The 17909-nt window shown below is 72.3% G+C and carries 15 protein-coding genes and 1 pseudogene; 13 read left to right on the forward strand and 3 right to left on the reverse strand.

Going from position 1 to position 17909, the window contains the following annotated elements; genetic code table 11:
• Positions 1 to 6: 6 nt before the first annotated feature.
• Positions 7 to 975: a CDF family Co(II)/Ni(II) efflux transporter DmeF gene (gene dmeF / locus INQ48_27785; protein QRF57071.1), complete on the reverse strand. Its 969-nt coding sequence runs from the start codon at positions 973 to 975 to the stop codon at positions 7 to 9.
• A 13-nt stretch (positions 976 to 988) separates the two neighbouring features.
• A complete protein-coding gene (gene ruvB, locus INQ48_27790) occupies positions 989 to 2053 on the reverse strand; it encodes a Holliday junction branch migration DNA helicase RuvB (GenBank protein ID QRF57072.1) in 1065 nt (354 codons plus the stop codon).
• 190 nt (positions 2054 to 2243) lie between these two features.
• On the opposite strand from ruvB, the gene INQ48_27795 reads away from it, so the two are divergent.
• The 7 genes and pseudogenes from INQ48_27795 (at position 2244) to INQ48_27825 (ending at position 8790) form a co-directional block, all read left to right on the forward strand.
• On the forward strand, positions 2244 to 2888 hold the full coding sequence (locus INQ48_27795) for a CDP-alcohol phosphatidyltransferase family protein (protein QRF57073.1): 645 nt from the start codon (positions 2244 to 2246) through the stop codon (positions 2886 to 2888).
• Positions 2889 to 2947: 59 nt separating this feature from the next.
• Positions 2948 to 4690, forward strand: coding sequence for a bifunctional alpha/beta hydrolase/class I SAM-dependent methyltransferase (locus INQ48_27800; GenBank protein ID QRF60926.1), 1743 nt, complete (start codon positions 2948 to 2950; stop codon positions 4688 to 4690).
• An 8-nt stretch (positions 4691 to 4698) separates the two neighbouring features.
• Positions 4699 to 6059 (forward strand): annotated as a pseudogene (locus tag INQ48_27805) (phosphatase PAP2/dual specificity phosphatase family protein).
• Entirely contained in the window at positions 6052 to 6492 is a 441-nt protein-coding gene (locus tag INQ48_27810) for a hypothetical protein (GenBank protein ID QRF57074.1), read from the forward strand. The pseudogene INQ48_27805 and the gene INQ48_27810 overlap by 8 nt, the downstream one beginning before the upstream one ends.
• Before the next feature lie 44 nt (positions 6493 to 6536).
• Positions 6537 to 7214, forward strand: coding sequence for a 1-acyl-sn-glycerol-3-phosphate acyltransferase (locus tag INQ48_27815; protein ID QRF60927.1), 678 nt, complete (start codon positions 6537 to 6539; stop codon positions 7212 to 7214).
• Complete coding sequence (locus INQ48_27820) at positions 7211 to 8167, forward strand: phosphatidate cytidylyltransferase (protein ID QRF57075.1); 957 nt, start codon at positions 7211 to 7213, stop codon at positions 8165 to 8167. Before INQ48_27815 ends, INQ48_27820 begins: the two co-directional genes overlap by 4 nt.
• On the forward strand, positions 8155 to 8790 hold the full coding sequence (locus tag INQ48_27825; GenBank protein ID QRF57076.1) for a YdeI/OmpD-associated family protein: 636 nt from the start codon (positions 8155 to 8157) through the stop codon (positions 8788 to 8790). The genes INQ48_27820 and INQ48_27825 overlap by 13 nt, the downstream gene beginning before the upstream one ends.
• 1 nt (position 8791) lies before the next feature.
• On the opposite strand, the gene INQ48_27830 is transcribed toward INQ48_27825, so the two are convergent.
• Positions 8792 to 9475, reverse strand: a complete 684-nt coding sequence (locus INQ48_27830) for a Crp/Fnr family transcriptional regulator (protein QRF60928.1) — start codon at positions 9473 to 9475, stop codon at positions 8792 to 8794.
• A gap of 201 nt (positions 9476 to 9676) precedes the next feature.
• On the opposite strand from INQ48_27830, the gene INQ48_27835 reads away from it, so the two are divergent.
• The 6 genes from INQ48_27835 to INQ48_27860 are packed head-to-tail and all read left to right on the forward strand — an operon-like array spanning position 9677 to position 17898.
• Positions 9677 to 10741: a porin gene (locus INQ48_27835; protein QRF57077.1), complete on the forward strand. Its 1065-nt coding sequence runs from the start codon at positions 9677 to 9679 to the stop codon at positions 10739 to 10741.
• Between the two features lie 20 nt (positions 10742 to 10761).
• Positions 10762 to 12897, forward strand: coding sequence for an acetate--CoA ligase family protein (locus INQ48_27840; protein ID QRF57078.1), 2136 nt, complete (start codon positions 10762 to 10764; stop codon positions 12895 to 12897).
• Complete coding sequence (locus tag INQ48_27845) at positions 12894 to 13868, forward strand: tripartite tricarboxylate transporter substrate binding protein (protein QRF57079.1); 975 nt, start codon at positions 12894 to 12896, stop codon at positions 13866 to 13868. Before INQ48_27840 ends, INQ48_27845 begins: the two co-directional genes overlap by 4 nt.
• Before the next feature lie 46 nt (positions 13869 to 13914).
• Positions 13915 to 15303, forward strand: coding sequence for a DUF1254 domain-containing protein (locus tag INQ48_27850; GenBank protein QRF57080.1), 1389 nt, complete (start codon positions 13915 to 13917; stop codon positions 15301 to 15303).
• Positions 15304 to 15307: 4 nt separating this feature from the next.
• Positions 15308 to 16645, forward strand: a complete 1338-nt coding sequence (locus INQ48_27855) for a DUF1254 domain-containing protein (GenBank protein QRF57081.1) — start codon at positions 15308 to 15310, stop codon at positions 16643 to 16645.
• A complete protein-coding gene (locus INQ48_27860; protein QRF57082.1) occupies positions 16642 to 17898 on the forward strand; it encodes an MBL fold metallo-hydrolase in 1257 nt (418 codons plus the stop codon). Before INQ48_27855 ends, INQ48_27860 begins: the two co-directional genes overlap by 4 nt.
• Positions 17899 to 17909: the final 11 nt, after the last annotated feature.

The raw sequence follows: 17909 nt of genomic DNA on the forward strand, positions 1-17909 counted from the left end.
GTCGCGTCAGTCGTGGCAGCGCTGGATCTCGACCGTCGAGTGCCGGATCTCCTCGTGCATCGAGAAGCAGGCCCGCACCTGGTCCGCCGTGAGCGTGGCCGAATGGGTGACCACCGTCAGCGCGCAGGCATAGGCCTCGCGGCCCACGCGCCACACGTGCAGGTCGGCCACGCGCGTGAGCGAATCGACCAGGCCGGCCTCGATGCCCTCGCGGATCTCCTCGGCCACCGGGTGGTCCATCTCGCGGTCGAGAAGCACCTTGCCGGTTTCCTTCAGCAGCCCCTTGGCCCAGACCGCGACCAGCACCGCGCCGACGATGCCCATCGCCGGGTCGAGCCAGGCCCAGCCGTAGAACCAGCCGCCCAGCAGCGCCGCGATCGCGAGCACCGAGGTCGCGGCATCGGCCACGACGTGGATGTAGGCCGAGCGCAGGTTCAGGTCGTGGCCATGCGCGCCGTGCGCGTGGTGATGGTCGTGGTCGTGGGCGTGCGCATGCCCGTGATCGTGGCCATGGTGGTGGTGCGCCCCGCCCAGCAGCCGCGCGCAGACCAGGTTGACCACCAGTCCCAGCACCGCCACCGAGATCGCCTCGGGATAGTGGATCGCCGACGGCGACCACAGCCGCTCGAGCGAACCCACCACCATCAGCGCCGCGATGCCCAAGAGCACCAGCGCGCTCGCGAAGCCGCCGAGCACCTCGATCTTCCAGGTGCCGAAGGCGAAGCGCGGGTCGCGCGCATAGCGGCGCGCGGCCGCATAGGCGAAGGCGCTCAGGCCGATGGCCAGCGCGTGCGAGCTCATGTGCCAGCCGTCGGCCAGCAGCGCCATCGAGTTGAACCACCAGCCGGCGCCGATCTCGAGCGCCATCATCGCGGCGGTGATCCACATCACGAGCCGCGTGCTGCGCTCGGCGCGTTCGTTGTCGCTGCCGAAGTGGTGCTCGTGCTGCCACGCGCTCAGGTCATGGGTGTGCATGGCGAAAAGTCCTTCAGGTTCCGAACAGGTCCTGGCCCTCGGTGCGGCTCGATGGCGGCGTCACGCCGAGATGGCGGTAGGCCGCCAGCGTGGCGATGCGCCCGCGCGGCGTGCGCTGCAGGTAGCCCTGCTGGATCAGATAGGGCTCGATCACGTCCTCGATGGTGTCGCGCTCCTCGCCGATGCTGGCCGCGACGTTGTCCAGTCCCACCGGGCCGCCGTCGAAGCGGTGCACCACGGCCTCGAGCAGCTTGCGGTCCATGAGGTCGAAGCCCTGCGGATCGACGTCGAGCATGGCCAGCGCCTTGTGCGCGATCTCCTCGGTGATGCGGCCGTCGCCCTTGACCTCGGCGTAGTCGCGCACGCGGCGCAGCAGCCGGTTGGCGATGCGCGGCGTGCCGCGCGAGCGGCGCGCGATCTCGAAGCCGCCGGTCTCGTCGGTCTCGACCTTGAGCAGGCCGGCGCTGCGGCGCACGATCAGCGCGAGCTCCTCGGGCGTGTAGAACTCCAGCCGCGCGACGATGCCGAAGCGGTCGCGCAGCGGATTGGTCAGCATGCCCGCGCGCGTGGTGGCGCCCACCAGCGTGAAGGGCTGCAGGTCGAGCTTGATGCTGCGCGCGGCCGGGCCCTCGCCGATCATGATGTCGATCTGGTAGTCCTCGAGCGCGGGGTAGAGGATTTCCTCGACGACCGGACTGAGCCGGTGGATCTCGTCGATGAACAGCACGTCGTTGGGCTCGAGGTTGGTCAGGAGCGCCGCCAGGTCCTTGGGCTTCTCGAGCACCGGGCCCGAGGTTTGGCGCAGGTTCACGCCGAGCTCGGCCGCGATGATGTGCGACAGCGTGGTCTTGCCCAGGCCCGGCGGGCCGAACAGCAGCACGTGGTCGAGCGCCTCGCGGCGCTTGCGCGCGGCGCCGATGAAGATCTCGAGCTGCTCGCGCACCTTGGCCTGACCGACGTACTCGTCGAGCAGCTTGGGGCGCAGGGCCCGTTCGATCGCCTCCTCGTTGGGCGAGGCGGGCGCGGCGGACACCACGCGTTGCGGGGCGGGGGCGAAGTCGTCGGTCTGGATGGTCATGGGCGCGGGGGGTGCGGCGAGTTTAGTGGCTGCATCGCCGTTGCGGACGGCCCGCGGCCCCGGCGCCACGAGGGCCTTTCTCGGCCATTAGCAAGCATTCGCGGGCTTTCGCAGGCGCGGCCTGCGCCTACGAGGCGCCCGTCATGCACTGGCAGAATGCGCCGACCAGAATGAAGAGGGGATCACGACAGTGTCGATCTACGAACTGAAGCCGCGTTTCCAGGCCCTGCTTCGGCCGCTCGTGGTCGCACTGCATGCCCGGGGGGTCACCGCCAACCAGGTCACGCTGAGCGCCTGCGCGGTCTCGGTGGCCCTCGGCCTGTGGCTCTACCTGGCCGCGACCTCGCTCGCGGCCTTCGCATTGATCCCGGCCTGGATGTTCCTGCGCATGGCCTTCAACGCCATCGACGGCATGCTGGCGCGCGAGCACCACCAGCAAAGCCGGCTCGGCGCCTTCCTCAACGAACTCACCGACGTGGTCTCCGATGCCGCGCTGTACCTGCCCTTCGTGCTGGTGCAGCCCTTCAGCCCGGCCTGGGTCGGCACCGTGATCGTGCTGGCCGGCCTCAGCGAATTCGCCGGCGCGCTCGGCCCCACGGTCGGTGCCTCGCGCCGCTACGATGGGCCGCTCGGCAAGAGCGACCGCGCCTTCGTGTTCGGCGCGCTCGGCCTCTACGTGGCGCTCGGCGGCCCGCTGCCGGGCTGGACCGCGCTGCTGATGCCGCTGCTGGCGCTGCTGGTGGCCTGGACCGTGGTCAACCGCGTGCGCCGCGCGCTCGCCGAAGCCGATGCCGCGGACAGCGCCACGCCAAAAGAAACAACAGGGATTCAATGAACGACAACACCACCGACCTCGACACCGGCGCCTCGCCGTCCTCGCTCACGCAACGGCCGCTGGCCGAGCGCCAGTTCCGCACCCACGACGGCGAATCGCTGTTCTACCGCCACTGGCCGGCCACCGGCCCCGCGCGGCGCGGCGCCATCGTGCTGTTCCACCGCGGCCACGAGCACGGCGCGCGCATGGCGCACCTGGTCGACGAGCTCGACCTGCCCGACTTCGACGTCTTCGCCTGGGATGCACGCGGCCACGGCCGCTCGCCGGGCCAGCGCGGCTACAGCCCCAGCTTCGGCACCTCGGTGCGCGACGTGCAGACCTTCGTGCAGCACATCGTCGGCACGCACGGCGTGGCCGAACACGACATCCACGTGATCGCGCAGAGCGTGGGCGCGGTGCTGGTCGCGACCTGGGCCCACGACTACGCGCCCAAGGTGCGCGGCCTCACGCTGGCCTCGCCGGCCTTCAAGGTCAAGCTCTACGTGCCGTTCGCGCGGCCGGGCCTGGCGCTGATGCACAAGCTGCGCGGCCTGTTCTTCGTCAACAGCTACGTCAAGGCCAAGTTCCTCACGCACGACCCCGAGCGCATCGCGAGCTACGAGAGCGATCCGCTGATCACGCGGCCGATCGCGGTCAACATCCTGCTCGGTCTGTACGAAGCGGCCGAGCGCGTGGTGACCGACGCCAACGCGATCACCTTGCCGGTGCAGCTGTTGATCTCGGGCGCCGACTGGGTGGTGCACCACAAGCCGCAGCACCAGTTCTTCGAACGGCTGGGCAGCGCGGTCAAGACCAAGACGGTGCTGCCGGGCTTCTTCCACGACACGCTGGGCGAGAAGGACCGCGCACCCGCCGTGCAGGCCATCCGCGAATTCGTGCTGCGCCTGTTCGACGAGGCGCCCGCGCCGGTCGACCGCCGCGGCGCGCACCTCGAGGGCGAGACCGCCGAGGAATCGCGCGCGCTGGCCGCGCCGCTGCCGGCGCTGTCGCCGCGCGGCCTCTACTGGTCGCTCACGCGCGCCGGGCTGCGCTTCGGCGGCGGCCTGTCCGAGGGCGTGAAGCTGGGCCACGACACCGGCTTCGACTCGGGCAGCACGCTCGACTACGTCTACCGCAACGTCGCGCAGGGCAAGGGCGCCATGGGCCGCGCCATCGACCGCAACTACCTCGACGCCATCGGCTGGCGCGGCATCCGGCAGCGCAAGATCCACGTCGAGGAGCTGCTGCGCATCGCGATGGAACGGCTGGCCGAGATGCACCGCGAGGTGCGGCTGATGGACATCGCGGCCGGCCATGGCCGCTACGTGCTCGACGCGGTGCTCGCGAGCCCGGTCAAGGCCAGCTCGATCCTGCTGCGCGACTACAGCGAGATCAACGTGCGCGACGGCCGTGCGCTCATCGCCGAGAAGGGCCTGGAGGACGTCGCCCAGTTCGTGCAGGCCGACGCCTTCGACCGCATGAGCCTCGCGAGCGTCACGCCGCGGCCCACGCTGGCGGTGGTGTCGGGGCTGTACGAGCTGTTCCCCGACAACGAGATGGTGCGGCGCTCGCTCGCGGGCGTGGGCGACGCGGTGGAGGACGGGGGCTACCTGGTCTACACCGGCCAGCCCTGGCATCCGCAGCTCGAGATGATCGCGCGCGCGCTCACCAGCCACCGCCAGGGCGAGGCCTGGGTGATGCGCCGCCGCACGCAGGTCGAGATGGACCAGCTGGTGGAGGAGGCGGGCTTCCGCAAGATCGACCAGCGCAGCGACGAGTGGGGCATCTTCACCGTCTCGCTGGCCCGGCGCACCGAGCACTGAGCGACGCCATGCGCGCCTGGTTCGCGGCGAGACCCTGGAAGCGCGCCGCCGGCTGGCTGGCGGTGCTGGGGCCGCTGTTCTACCTGACCTACGGCCTCGCCAACTGGTGGGCCACCACGCGCGCGCAGGTGCCCTCGATGGCCTTCGCGTGGGAACGCCAGGTGCCGTTCTGGCCCTGGACCATCTTTCCCTACTGGACCATCAACGTCTTCTACGCGCTGTCGCCGTTCCTCGCGCGCGACCGCCACACGCTCGACCGCCACGGCGCGCGGCTGCTCAGCGCCACGCTGATCGCCTGCTCCTGCTTCGTGATCTGGCCGCTGCACTTCAGCTTCGGCCAGCCCGCGGTCGAGGGCGCGCCGGCCTTCCTGTTCGCGGCGCTGCGCGGCTTCGACCAGCCCTACAACCAGGCGCCCTCGCTGCACATCGCGCTGGCGGTGATCCTGTGGGACTGGTATCGGCAGTTCATCCGGCCGCTGTGGGCGCGCTTCGTGCTGCACCTGTGGGCCTTCGCGATCTGCGCGTCGGTGCTGACCACCTGGCAGCACCATTTCATCGACATCCCGACCGGCGCGCTGCTGGGCCTGGTCTGCATCTGGCTGTGGCCGCTGCGGCGCACGGTCTCGATGCCGCGCGCCTGGCGGCTCGCGCGCGATCCGCAACGCTGGAAGCTCGCGGCCTGCTATGCGCTGGGCGCGCTGGCCTGCCTCGGGCTCGCGCTGTGGGGCGGCGGCTGGGCGCTGTGGCTGGCCTGGCCCGCGGCCTCGCTGTCGCTGGTGGCGCTCAACTACGCGGGCTTCGGCGCGCGCGGCTTCCAGATGGACGGCCAGGGCCGCATGGGCTGGGCCGCGCGCTGGCTGTTCGCGCCCTACCGGCTCGGCGCGGCGCTCAACGCACGGCTGTGGACGCGCGGACTGCCGCCCGCGGCCGAGGTGGTGCCCGGGCTCTGGCTCGGCCGCCTGCCCACGCCGGCCGAATGGCAGGCCGCGGGCCGGCCGCGGCTGGTGAGCCTCTGCGCCGAGCTGCAGGTGCCGGGCGGCACCACGGGCGCGCGCTGCGTGCCGCTGCTCGACCTCGTGGTGCCGCCCCGCAGCGGCTGCGGCGCGCGGCCGCAGCGATCGAGGGCCAGCGTCGCGCCGCGCGCGGCCCGGTCTGGGTCTGCTGCGCGCTCGGCTTCTCGCGCAGCGCGGCCGCGACCATCGCCTGGCTCGGCACGCACGGCGTGGCCAGTGCCGCCGACGGGCTGGCGACGGCCGAGGCCGCGGTGCGCCGCGCACGGCCGCAGATCGTGCTGCGGCCGGCCTGGTTCGCCGCGCTCGCGCCGCTCGGCGCCCCCAGCTTCACCTCCGGAGCAGCGCCCCATGAATGACACCGACCGCGCCACCTGCGCCGCGCTCGCCGGCCTGCTGCGCGCGGCCGGCGTGCTGGCCCTCTGGGGTTTCGCGCTCAGCGCGATCGCGGCGCTCGTGCTCGCGCTCACCTTGCGCTCGCTGCCCACCACGCCGAGCATGGCCTTCGGCGCCGTCGCCATCCTCGGCGTGCTCGAGCGCTATTTCGCGTTCCGGCTGCGGCTCGACCAGGCGCTGTTCGAAGACCTCGCGCGCGGCGCCATCGCCTCGCTCGAAGCGCTCGACCAGGCGCTGGCCCGGCTCGGCCTGCGCGCCAGCGATGCTTCTTCCGCCGCGCGGCCGCTGGCCGACCGCACCCAGGGCACCCGCCAGCTGCTGCAGCGCCACGCCATCGTGGTCGCCTGCCAGAGCGCGATGTTCCTGCTCGCCCTCATGACACAGGACCTCACTTGAACGACGCCGCTCCTCCCCCAGAAGAAAAACAACCCGACAGCGGCATCGTGCGCCGCGCGCTCGCCGTGGTCGCGGGCAAGCTGATCATCGGCGCCGCGGGCCTTTTGACCGGCGTGCGCGCCATCTGGTCGGGCACCAGCCCCAAGGCCGAGCAGACGCTCTACTTCGCCAACCACACCAGCCATGGCGACTTCGTGCTGCTGTGGGCCACGCTGCCGCCCGATCTGCGCGCGCTCACGCGGCCGGTGGCGGGGCTGGACTACTGGATGGCCTCGAAGCTGCGCCAGTTCATCGGCGCCGACGTGTTCAACGCGCTGATGATCCGGCGCGACGGCTCGGGCCAGGGCGACAACCCGGTCGAGCAGATGAAGGCCGCGCTCGAGGCCGGCGACTCGCTGATCATGTTCCCCGAGGGCACGCGCAACACCGGCGACGAGATCCTGCTGCCGCTCAAGAGCGGGCTGTTCCACCTCGCGCGCGCCTGCCCCAACGTGCGGCTGGTGCCGGTGTGGATCGAGAACCTCAAGCGCGTGCTGCCCAAGGGCACGCTGGTGCCGATCCCGCTGGCCTGCACGGTGCGCTTCGGCACGCCGATCGTGCTGGCCGAGGGCGAGGACAAGCTGAGCTTCCTGGCGCGTGCGCGCAGCGCCATGCTCGATCTGCGGCCCGAGTACGACCGCCTCGACGAGAAGCCCAAGCCGGCCTCCGGGAGCGCCGCATGATCGAACTCTCGCCCTTCGCGCAGACCACGCTGCAGCTGTTCGGCGGCGTGCTCGGCGTGCTGCTGCTGGCCTCGGGCATCGGCGCCGTGCTCAAGTGGCGGGTGGCGCACGGCCAGCCGCATTCGGTGATCGACAACCTCAACGCGCGCGTCAATGCCTGGTGGGTGATGGTGGCGGCGATCGGCCTGGCCTTCGCGTTCGGCAAGGGCGGGGTGATCGTGCTGTTCTACCTGATCTCGTTCTACGCGCTGCGCGAGTTCATCAGCCTGGCCTACACCCGGCGCGGCGACCACCACGCGATCGCGGCCGCCTTCTACATCGGCCTGCCGGTGCAGTACTTCCTGGTCTGGATCGACTGGTACGGCCTCTATTCGATCTTCATCCCGGTCTATGCCTTCCTGGTGCTGCCGATCCTCGCGGCCGTGGGCGGCGACACGCAGCGCTTCCTCGAGCGCACCTCGAAGATCCAGTGGGGCCTGATGATCTGCGTGTTCTGCATCAGCCACGTGCCGGCGCTGCTCACCCTGCAGATCCCGGGCTTCGAGGGCCGCAACCTGCTGCTGATCGCCTTCCTCGTGATCGTGGTGCAGGGCAGCGACGTGCTGCAGTACATCTGGGGCAAGCTGTTCGGCAAGCGCAAGGTGGCGCCCGAGCTCTCGCCCTCGAAGACCTGGGAGGGCCTGATCGGCGGCATCGCGAGCGCCACCGCGCTCGGCGCCGCGCTGTCGTGGGCCACGCCCTTCAATGCGTGGCAGGCCGCGCTGATGTCGCTGACCATCTGCCTGATGGGCTTCTTCGGCGGCCTCGTGATGTCGGCCATCAAGCGCGACCGCGGCGTGAAGGACTGGGGCTCGATGATCGAGGGCCATGGCGGCATGCTCGACCGGCTCGACTCGGTGATCTTCGCGGCGCCGATCTTCTTCCACGCGCTGCGCTACTGGTGGGTGCCGTGACGGCGGCGAAGAAAGCGCCGGCGAAGAAGGCGACCGCCGCGGCCGAACGCATCGTCGACGACACGCCCATCGAATGCGCCGACGACGCCGCGCTCGCGCGCTGGTACGAGCGCCACCACGCGAGCCATGCCGGCGTCTGGCTGCGGCTCGCGAAGAAGGCCAGCGGCATCGCCTCGGTCGACACCGCGCAGGCGCTCGATCTCGCGCTGTGCCACGGCTGGATCGACGGCCAGCGCAAGAGCGAGAGCGACACGCATTTCCTGCAGCGCTACACGCCGCGCACCAAGCGCAGCACCTGGTCGCAGATCAACCGCGCCAAGGCACTGCAGCTGATCGAGGAAGGCCGCATGCAGCCAGGCGGCCTGGCCGAGGTCGAACGCGCCAGGGCCGACGGTCGCTGGGCCGCGGCCTACGAGGCCTCGCGCGTGGCGACCGTGCCGCCCGACCTGCGGGCCGCGCTCGACGCCAACAGGAAGGCCGCGACCTTCTTCGCCGCGCTCGATGCGCGCAACCGCTTCGCGGTGCTGTTCCGCACCCAGAGCGCGAAGAAGCCCGAGACGCGCGCGCGGCGCATCGCGCAGTTCGTCGAGATGCTCGCCAAGGGCGAGAAGATCCACCCCTGATTCAGGTGCCGGCCGCGATGCGCGCGAGCCGTTCGGCATCGACGATGCGGATGCGCTTGTAGCGCATGTCGATCGCGCCCTCCTCCACCAGCCGCCCCAGCTCCTTGTTGACGGTCTGGCGCGACAGCCCGAGCATGGCCGCGAGGTCGGTCTGCGACAGCCGCACCAGCGGCGGCGCGCCGTCCTCGCCCTGGCCGTTGTAGAAGTGCACCAGGTTCATCAGCGCGGCAGCCACGCGGCCGTGGATCGAGTTGAGCATCTGGTTCTGCAGCAGCACGATGCTCAGCCGCTGGCGCTGCAGGCCCAGCTTGGCCACGTCGCGCCACAGCAGCGGCTCGGCATCGAGCACGGCCAGCACCGCGTCGCTCGGCAGGTGCACGATCACCGAGTCCTCGTGCGCGTGGTAGTCGTAGGCCAGCGGCACCTCCTCGAGCAGGCGCACCAGCGGCGCCACCTGTCCCGGGCCGAGCAGCGCGTTCACGTACTTGCGGCCGTTCGGGCTCATGCTGCTGATCTCGAGGCAGCCCGACACCACCACCAGCAGCTCGCGCCGATGGCGATCGTGCGCCAGCACCTGCGTGCGGCGGCCGTAGCGCTCGAGCCGCGCCGACTTCATGAGCTCGGCGCGGCGCGCATCGGGCCAGCGCGAGAACAGCTCGTTCCAGCGCAGCGCGCGCTCGAGCAGCGCGGCGTTCTCCTCGGCCTCTCGTTCGGTGGTCTTGCGCGGTCGGGTCAGCGGGTTCTCCCTGCGGCGATGTTCGGGAATCTGTCAACGCTTTGACAGATTCGGGGGGCGGTCGTTTCTATCGTAAGCACCGGACACCGACAAGCACGCAAGCGGCAGCCGCCCTCGAGGGGCGACGAGCCCCACCGGAGACAACACGACATGAAGAAGACAGCCGCCGCGGGCCTCGCGCTCGCGGCCTCCTCCTCGCTCGCGCTCGCACAGGGCAGCGTGACGATCTTCGGCACCGCCGACCTCTACCTGGCCCATGCGAAGTCGGGACCGAGCTCCTCGACGCGGCTCGAGGATGGCGGCCAGACCGCGTCGCGCCTCGGCTTTCGCGGCGCGGAGGACCTGGGCGGCGGGTTCGATGCGCACTTCACGCTCGAGGCCGGCTTCGCGCCGGACACCGGCAAGGGCACGCTGGCCGGTCCCGAGATCGCGTTCACGCGCCAGTCCTTCGTCGGCCTGTCGACACCCTGGGGCCAGGTCGACGCGGGCCGCATGTACACGCCGATGTTCTACACGCTGTTCAAGGCCGATCCCTATGGCGTGAACTCGGTGTTCTCGCCGATCAACCTGGTCGCCGCGACCGACGCGCAGCCCGGCCTGCTGCCCTTCGCGGCGCGCGCCAGCAACATGGTGCGCTACCGCACGCCGGCCATCGCCGGCTTCTACGCCGACCTCGCCTATGCGCCCGGCGAGGCCAGCGCCGCGAGCCACCGCAGCGGCACGCTCTACGGCGGCAGCCTGAGCTGGGGGCGCCAGCCCTACTACGTGGGCTACGCCTTCCAGCGCGCGCGCTCGGGTTCGGCCGCCGCGCCCGTGGCCGAGCCGAGCACCAGCACCTACCAGGCGCTGAGCGCGGCCTACGACTGGGAGGCGATCGGGCTGCAGCTCTACGCCAACTACGTGCGCAACAGCACCAGCCTGCCCGGCGTGCCGAGCGCGAAGCTCGCGAGCCTCGGCCTCACCTACAACATCACGCCGGCCTCGAACCTGATGTTCGAGGCCATGCAGCGCAAGGTGGACGCGAGCGAGCGATCGCAGCTGGCCTGGACCCTGGGCTACGACTACTACCTGAGCAAGCGCACCGTGCTCTACGCGCGCTGGCTGCGGCTGCTCAACCGGCATGGCGCCTCGGCCACGCTCGCCACGGTCGCGGTCGCGCCCGACAGCGGCAACGGCGTGCGCGTGCTCGCGACCGGCATCCGCCACAACTTCTGAAACCCCTCGTCGCCTCTTCCATGGATTTCTTCAGCTCCCAGACCGAATCCCTGTCGGCCCTGTTCGCGCCGCGTTCCATCGCGGTGGTCGGCGCCTCCTCCAACCCGCAGAAGATCGGCGGCATCCCGGTCGACTACCAGCGCCGCTTCGGCTTCGACGGCGCGCTCTACCCGGTCAACCCGAACGCCGAGCGCATCCAGGACCTGCGGGCCTGGCCCAGCCTGCGCGCCATCGGCCAGCCGGTGGACCTCGCGATCCTCTCGGTGCCGGCCGCGCTGGTCGATGCGGCGCTCGACGATGCGATCGAAGCGAAGGTCAAGGGCGTGGTGCTGTTCTCCTCGGGCTTCGCCGAGACCGGCGCCGAAGGCACGGCCGCGCAGGCGCGGCTCGGCGCCAAGGCCCGCGCGGCCGGCCTGCGGCTCATCGGGCCCAACTGCCTGGGCTTCATGAACATCGCGCACAAGGTCTACGCCACCTTCTCGCCCGCGCCCGGCGTGGGCCGCGTGGCGCCGGGGCGCATCGGGCTGGTGAGCCAGTCGGGCGCCTTCGGTGCCTATGCCTACGCGATGGCGCGCGAGCGCGGCGTCGGCCTGTCGCTGTGGGCCACCACCGGCAACGAGGCCGACCTGCAGTTCGCCGACTGCCTGGCCTGGCTCGCGCAGGACCCGGCCACCGACGTGATCATGGGCTACATGGAAGGCTGCCGCGACGGCCCGCGGCTGCGCGCCGCGCTGGCGCTCGCGCAGGCCGCGGGCAAGCCGGTGGTGATGGTCAAGGTCGGCCGCACCGCGCTGGGCGCGCAGGCGGCGGCCTCGCACACCGCGGCGCTCGCGGGCGACGACGCGGTGTACGACGCGGTGTTCCGCCGCTACGGCGTGCTGCGCGCGCGCAGCCTCGGCGAGTTCTTCGACCTGGCGCACAGCGCCGCCGTGGCCGGCCGGCCGCGCGACCGCTCGATCGGGCTGTTCACGCTGTCGGGCGGCGTGGGCGCGCTGATGGCCGACGACGCCTCGGCCCAGGGCCTCGACGTGCAGCCGCTCGGCGAGGCTGCGCAGGCCACGCTGCGCGGCTGGGTGCCGTTCGCGGCGCCGCGCAACCCGGTCGACATCACGGGCCAGGTGACGAACGACATGAGCCTGCTCGAGCGCAGCGCGCGCCTGATGCTCGACGACCGCGGCTTCGCCTCGTGGATGGGCTTCCTCGCGGCCGCGGGCGCGTCGGACGCGTTCTGGCCCACGCTGCGCGCGCTGGTGGCGTCGCTGCGCGCGGCCTACCCCGACACGCTGCTCGCGATCAGCACGCTGCTCTCGCCCGAACGCCGCGCCGAACTCGAAGGCCTGCGCTGCCTGGTGTTCGCCGATCCGTCGGACGGCATCCGCACCATCGCCGCGCTCGCGGGATTGAAGAGCGGCGCCCTGCCCGAGGCCGATGCGCGGCCCGTCGGCGATCCGATCGCGCTCGCGCCCGGCGCGATGGCCGAACCCGCGGCGCTCGCGCTGCTCGCCGAGGCCGGCGTGCCGGTGGTCGCGCACCGCGTCGCGCACAGCGCCGACGAGGCCGCGGCGGCGGCCGAGGCCTTCGGCGGCGCCGTGGCGCTGAAGATCGTGAGCGCCGACATCGCGCACAAGTCGGACGTCGGCGGCGTGGCGCTCGGCCTGCGCGGCGCGGCGCAGGCGCGCGCGGCCTTCGAGCGCACGCGCGACCACGCACTGAGCGCGCGGCCCGAGGCGCGGCTCGACGGTGCGCTGGTGGCGCGCATGGCGAGCGGCGGCGTCGAATGCATCGCGGGCGTGCACCGCGACCCGGTGTTCGGGCCGGTGCTGATGTTCGGCCTCGGCGGCATCCACGTCGAGACCCTGCGCGACGTGGCGCTGCGCGTGCTGCCGGTCACGCGCGAGGACACGCTGGCGATGGTGCGCGAGCTGCGCGCCTTCGCGATCCTCGATGGCGCGCGCGGCCAGGCGCCGGTCGACCTCGCGTCGATCGCCGATGCGCTGTGCGCGCTGGCCGACTTCGCGCTGCGCGCCGGCGACTCGCTGGCGAGCGCCGAGATCAATCCGCTGATCGCGCGGCCGCGGGCCGAGGGCGGCTGCGTGGCGGTCGATGCGCTGATCGTGGGCCGCGACCCATCGCCGGCGGAAGGAGGCACCGCATGACGCCATCGAAGCGACGCCTGCTGCTGTGCGCGCTCGCGGCCTTCGCGGCCACCGGCGCCCGCGCCGAATTCCCGTCGAAGCCGCTGCGCATCGTCGTGCAGTACCAGGCCGGCGGCTCCTCCGACATCCTCGCGCGCCTGGTCGCCGAGGGGCTGTCGAAACGGCTGGGCCAGCCCGTGGTGGTCGAGAACCGCAGCGGCGCGGGCGGGATCATCGGCACCGACCACGTCGCCAAGAGCGCGCCCGACGGTCACACGCTGCTGCTGACGGTGCCGGGCCCGGTCACGGCCAACATCGTGCTCTACGGCAAGCTGCCCTACGACCCGCGCACCGACCTGCGCATGGTCTCGGACATCGCCACCACGCGCACCGTGCTCGCGGTGCACCCGTCGGTGCCGGCCAAGGATGTCGCCAGCCTGATCGCGGTGCTGAAGGCCGCGCCCGGCAAGTACGCGATAGGCTCCTGGGGCCCGGGCACGCAGCCGCACCAGATCCAGGTCTACATGGACCGCGCCTACGGCCTGCGCACGCTGCACGTGCCCTACAAGGGCGAGAGCCCGATGGCGATCGACCTGATCGGCGGCGTGATCCAGCTGACCGTGGGCTCGATCGCCACGCTGCAGCCCTACATCGCGGCCGGCAAGCTGCGCGCGCTCGCGGTCGCCGGGCCGCGCCGCGCCAAGGCGCTGCCCGAGGTGCCGACCTTCGCCGAGCAGGGCTTCGCCGACGAGGTCTACGCGCTGACCGGGCCGACCTCGCTGATGGCGCCCGCGAAGACGCCCGACGCGGTGGTCGAGCGGCTCGGGCGCGAGGTCGCGGCGGTGGTGCACCAGCCCGAGGTCGCGCGCCGCATCGAGGAACTCGGCGCCGAACCCGTGGGCAATCTGCCCGCGGAAGCCAGCGCCGCCTACCGCGCCTTCCTGCCCGTGACGCTGCGGCTCACGCAGGCCACGGGCGTGAAGCTCGATTGATTGCCTTCCCTTTCCTTCATCGCCACCAGCCAGAGGTTCCGTCCCCATGAATGCTCCCGCCTCCCAGGCCACCGTCGACGCCGCGCGCCAGGCGCTCGCGCGCTCGATCGGCCTCGCCGCCTTCGTCTACGGCTATCCGCTGACCGAGACGTATCGCACCTGCGCGCTGCAGACCGGGCCGCGCGCCGAACGCCGCATCGGCACCTCGGCCGGCTCGGACGTGCGCGCGCCGATCAACACGCTGCACCATGCGCCGCGCCCCTCGACCCACGAGGACCGCGACGTGGTGACGCCGGCCAACGACTTGCTCTACACCATCGCCTGGATCCACCTGGCCGACGGCCCGATGCTGCTGAGCGTGCCCGCGGCCGCGCGCCATCCGGGGCGCTACTTCGTGCTGCCGCTGTACGACGCCTACACCGAGAACTTCGAGAACCTCGGGCCGCGCAACTGCGATCCCGCGGGCGAGACCGTGGTGCTCGTGGGCCCGGGCGGCACGGTGCCCGAGGCGCTGGCCGCGCACCGCGTGGTGCGCTGCCCGACCGACCTGGTGTGGCTGATCGGCCGCATCCTGGTCGGCGACGAGGCCGACTGGCCCGCGGCGCGCGCGCTGCAGTCCGAGATCCGGCTCGCGCCCGCGCCCGGCACGGTGCCGCGCGGCCGCCCGGCGGCGATCGAACGCTGGGTCGGCGAACCGGTCGATGCCATGGCGGCCGCCTTCGAGAACGGCGAGCCGGCCGCGCAGGTCGCGCCGCGCTTCTTCGCCAACCTCTGCCAGGCGCTCGCCGAAGCGCCGGGCCGCGTCGAGGACCGCGCGCTGGTGGCCTGGTTCGGCCAGGCCGGGCTGCGGCCCGACGCGGCCTTCGCATGGGACACGCTCGACGCGCCGCTGCGCGAGGGCCTGGTCGAAGGCTTCGCCGAGGGCGTGCGGGTGGTCGGCGCGGTGGGCCGGCACCACCGGCCCAAGGCCTGGGCCATGACGCCCGCCACCGGCCGCTACGGCAGCGAGTTCCTCGGCCGCGCGCGCACCGCCTACCTGGGCCTGGGCGCACTGGCCACCAGCGAGGCCGTGTACGCCGCCTCGCACCACGACGCGACGCTGGAGCCGCTCGACGGCCGGCGCCGCTATGCGATGCGCTTCGAGGCCGACGACATGCCGCCGGCCGACGCCTTCTGGTCGGTGACGCTCTACGACAGCGACCGCTTCCTCTATCCCAACGCCATCGGCCGCCATGCGATCGGCGACCGCACGCAGGGCCTGCGACGCGGTGCCGACGGCAGCCTGGAACTGGTGCTGGGCCATGCACGGCCCGCCGATGCCGCCAACTGGCTGCCCGCGCCCGCCGGCCGCTTCTACCTGATCCTGCGCATGTACCACCCGCGCGAAGGCGTGCGCGCCTGGCGCATCCCGGCCCTGCAGCCGCAGGAGGACTGACGTCATGGCCGCGACGATCGACACCGGCATCGACACCCTGGCCGAGGAGGCCGTGGTCTACGCCTGGCCGCTCTACGAGATGTGCCGCATGCGCGCGGCCACCTCGCCGCAACGCTGCGAGACCGCCGGCGAGGCACCGGCACCGCAACGCTGGTGCAACGTGTTCACCCATGCGCGCAAGCTGCTGGGCCCGGGCAAGAGCCGCGTCGTGACGCCGAACAACGACACGCTCTACACCCACGCCTGGCTCGACCTCGGCGCGGGCCCGCTGGTGATCGACGTGCCCGACACCACGGGGCGCTACTACGTGCTGGGCCTGCTCGACTTCCATACCAACCCCTTCGCCCACCTCGGCCAGCGGCTCACGGGCACGGCGGCGCGTTCCTTCGTGCTCGTGCCGCCAGGTTGGCACGGCGCGCTGCCGGCCGCCTTCGACGCGCCCGGCGCGCGCATCGAGGCGCCCACGCGCTGGCTCTGGGTCATCGGCCGCATCCTGGTCGACGGGCCGCACGACCTGCCCGCGGTGCATGCGCTGCAGGACGGCTTCGTGGTGCGGACGCTGGCCGACTGGCAGGCCGGTGCGGCGCCCCAGCCGATGGCCTTCGATCCGGCCTGCGATCCGAAGGCGCCGCCAGACGCGGGGCATTTCGCGGCGCAGGTGCAGCGCGCGCTGCGCGAGAACCCGCCGCCCGCGCGCGATGCCGACCGGCTTGCGCGCTACGCCGCGCTCGGCCTGCACCCCGATGCCGTCGTGCTCGACGACACGCAGCGCGAGCGGCTGCAGGACGCGATCGCCCGCGTGCTGCCAGGGCTGCGCGCCACGGAAGCCGGCCGCGCGGCCGCCAGCGGCTGGGTGGCCATGCCGACGGTCGAAGCGAGCTTCGGCGACGACCACCGGCTGCGGGCGCTGGTCGCGCTCAAGTACATCGGCATGCTCGAGAGCCGCGAGGCCACCTACCCGCTCGCCTGGCACGACGCCGCGGGCCGCGCGCTGCACGGCAGCCACCGCTACAGCTTGCGCTTCGGGCCCGGCGAGCTGCCGCCGGTCGAGGCCTTCTGGTCGCTCACCATGTACGACAGCCGCGACTGCATGCTGGTCGACAACCCGATCGACCGCTACGCCATCGGCGACCGCACCCCGGCGCTGCGCCACGACGCCGACGGCGGCCTCACGCTGCGCATCCAGCATGCGGCGCCCGCGGACGATGCCGCGCGCGCGAACTGGCTGCCCGCGCCCGCGGGCGCCTTCTACCTCTGTCTGCGCGCCTACGTGCCGCGCGCGGAGATGCTCGACGGCCGCTATGCGCTGCCGCCGCTTCAACGACTGGGAGACGACGCATGAGCAGCACACAGGAACAGGAGAAGCCCTTCCTCATCGTCGGCAGCGGCACCGAGACGGTGGCGCCGGGCCTGCACATCCTGCGCGGGCAGGGACAGTCCTTCGTGGCCGAGACCGATGTCGGCCTGGTGGTGATCGACGCCGGCCCGGGCGGTGCGGTGACGCAGGGCATGATCGACGCGGTGCGCGAACTCAGCGACGCGCCGCTGCATGCGCTGTGCTACAGCCACGGCCATGTGGGCTACAACGCCGGCGTGCCGATGTGGCTCGCCCATGCGGCGCGGCGCGGCGACGCGCCGCCGCGCGTGATCGCGCACCGCAACGTGCCGCGGCGCCTCGCGCGCTACCGCGAGACCGAGGCGCTGCAGCACCGCATGGCCGAGATCCAGTTCAACCGGCCCGCGGGCTTCTTCGCGCAGCGGCTGTCGATGCATGCGCCGACCGAGACCTTCGACGAGCGGCTGGCCATCGGCCACGGCGAACGCGCCATCGAGCTGCGCTGGGCGCCCTCGGAGACCGACGACGCGATCGCGCTGTGGAGCCCCGCGCAGCGCGTGCTCTACGGCGGCGCGGCGCTGATCGATTCGATCCCCAACATCGGCACGCCCTTTCGCACGCTGCGCGACACGGTGCGCTGGGCCGACACGCTCGAGGCGCTGGCCGCGCTCGGCGCACGCAAGGCGGTGCGCGAGTTCGGCGCCACGCTCGAGGGCGAGGACCAGGTGCGGCACGTGCTCACGCACACGGCGCGCGCCCTGCGCTGGCTGCGCGCCGAGGTGGTGCGGCTGATGAACGAGGGCCTCAACGAGCGCGAGCTGCTGGCGCGCATCCGCTGCCCCGACGAACTGTTCGCGGTCGACTGGATGAAGCCCACCTACGGCGACCCGGCCTACATCGTGCGCGACATCTACCGCTCGGAGAACGGCTGGTGGGACCGCAACCCGACCAGCCTGCATCCCGAGCCGCCCGAGGCCGTCGGCCAGGCCGTGGCCGAGGCCATCACCGACAAGGCCGGCCTGATCGCGCGGGCGCGCGCGCTCGCGCAGCAAGGGCAATGGCAGCTCGCGCTGCACGTGATCGACCTGCTGGCCACCGCGCGCGGCGACGCGCCCGAGCTCGCCGAGGCGCGCGCGCTCAAGGCCGAGTGGCTGCGCCAGCGTGCGCGGCAGGTGCCCAGCTACGTGTCGCGCAACCTCTACCGCGTGAGCGCCGACATGATCGAGCAGGGCACGCAGGCGCGCTTCGGTATCCAATGACTTCCCGAGGA

This window comes from Variovorax paradoxus, from assembly GCA_016806145.1.
Classification (GTDB): Bacteria; Pseudomonadota; Gammaproteobacteria; order Burkholderiales; family Burkholderiaceae_C; genus Variovorax.

What these genes read in the sequence shown, in the direction of transcription:
- INQ48_27850 (QRF57080.1), top strand. Translation starts at nt 13,915, where the DNA reads ATGAATGCTCCCGCCTCCCAGGCCACCGTCGACGCCGCGCGCCAGGCG.
- dmeF (QRF57071.1), bottom strand. Translation starts at nt 975, where the DNA reads ATGCACACCCATGACCTGAGCGCGTGGCAGCACGAGCACCACTTCGGC.
- INQ48_27855 (QRF57081.1), top strand. Translation starts at nt 15,308, where the DNA reads ATGGCCGCGACGATCGACACCGGCATCGACACCCTGGCCGAGGAGGCC.
- INQ48_27810 (QRF57074.1), top strand. Translation starts at nt 6,052, where the DNA reads ATGAATGACACCGACCGCGCCACCTGCGCCGCGCTCGCCGGCCTGCTG.
- INQ48_27835 (QRF57077.1), top strand. Translation starts at nt 9,677, where the DNA reads ATGAAGAAGACAGCCGCCGCGGGCCTCGCGCTCGCGGCCTCCTCCTCG.
- INQ48_27860 (QRF57082.1), top strand. Translation starts at nt 16,642, where the DNA reads ATGAGCAGCACACAGGAACAGGAGAAGCCCTTCCTCATCGTCGGCAGC.
- ruvB (QRF57072.1), bottom strand. Translation starts at nt 2,053, where the DNA reads ATGACCATCCAGACCGACGACTTCGCCCCCGCCCCGCAACGCGTGGTG.
- INQ48_27840 (QRF57078.1), top strand. Translation starts at nt 10,762, where the DNA reads ATGGATTTCTTCAGCTCCCAGACCGAATCCCTGTCGGCCCTGTTCGCG.
- INQ48_27845 (QRF57079.1), top strand. Translation starts at nt 12,894, where the DNA reads ATGACGCCATCGAAGCGACGCCTGCTGCTGTGCGCGCTCGCGGCCTTC.
- INQ48_27820 (QRF57075.1), top strand. Translation starts at nt 7,211, where the DNA reads ATGATCGAACTCTCGCCCTTCGCGCAGACCACGCTGCAGCTGTTCGGC.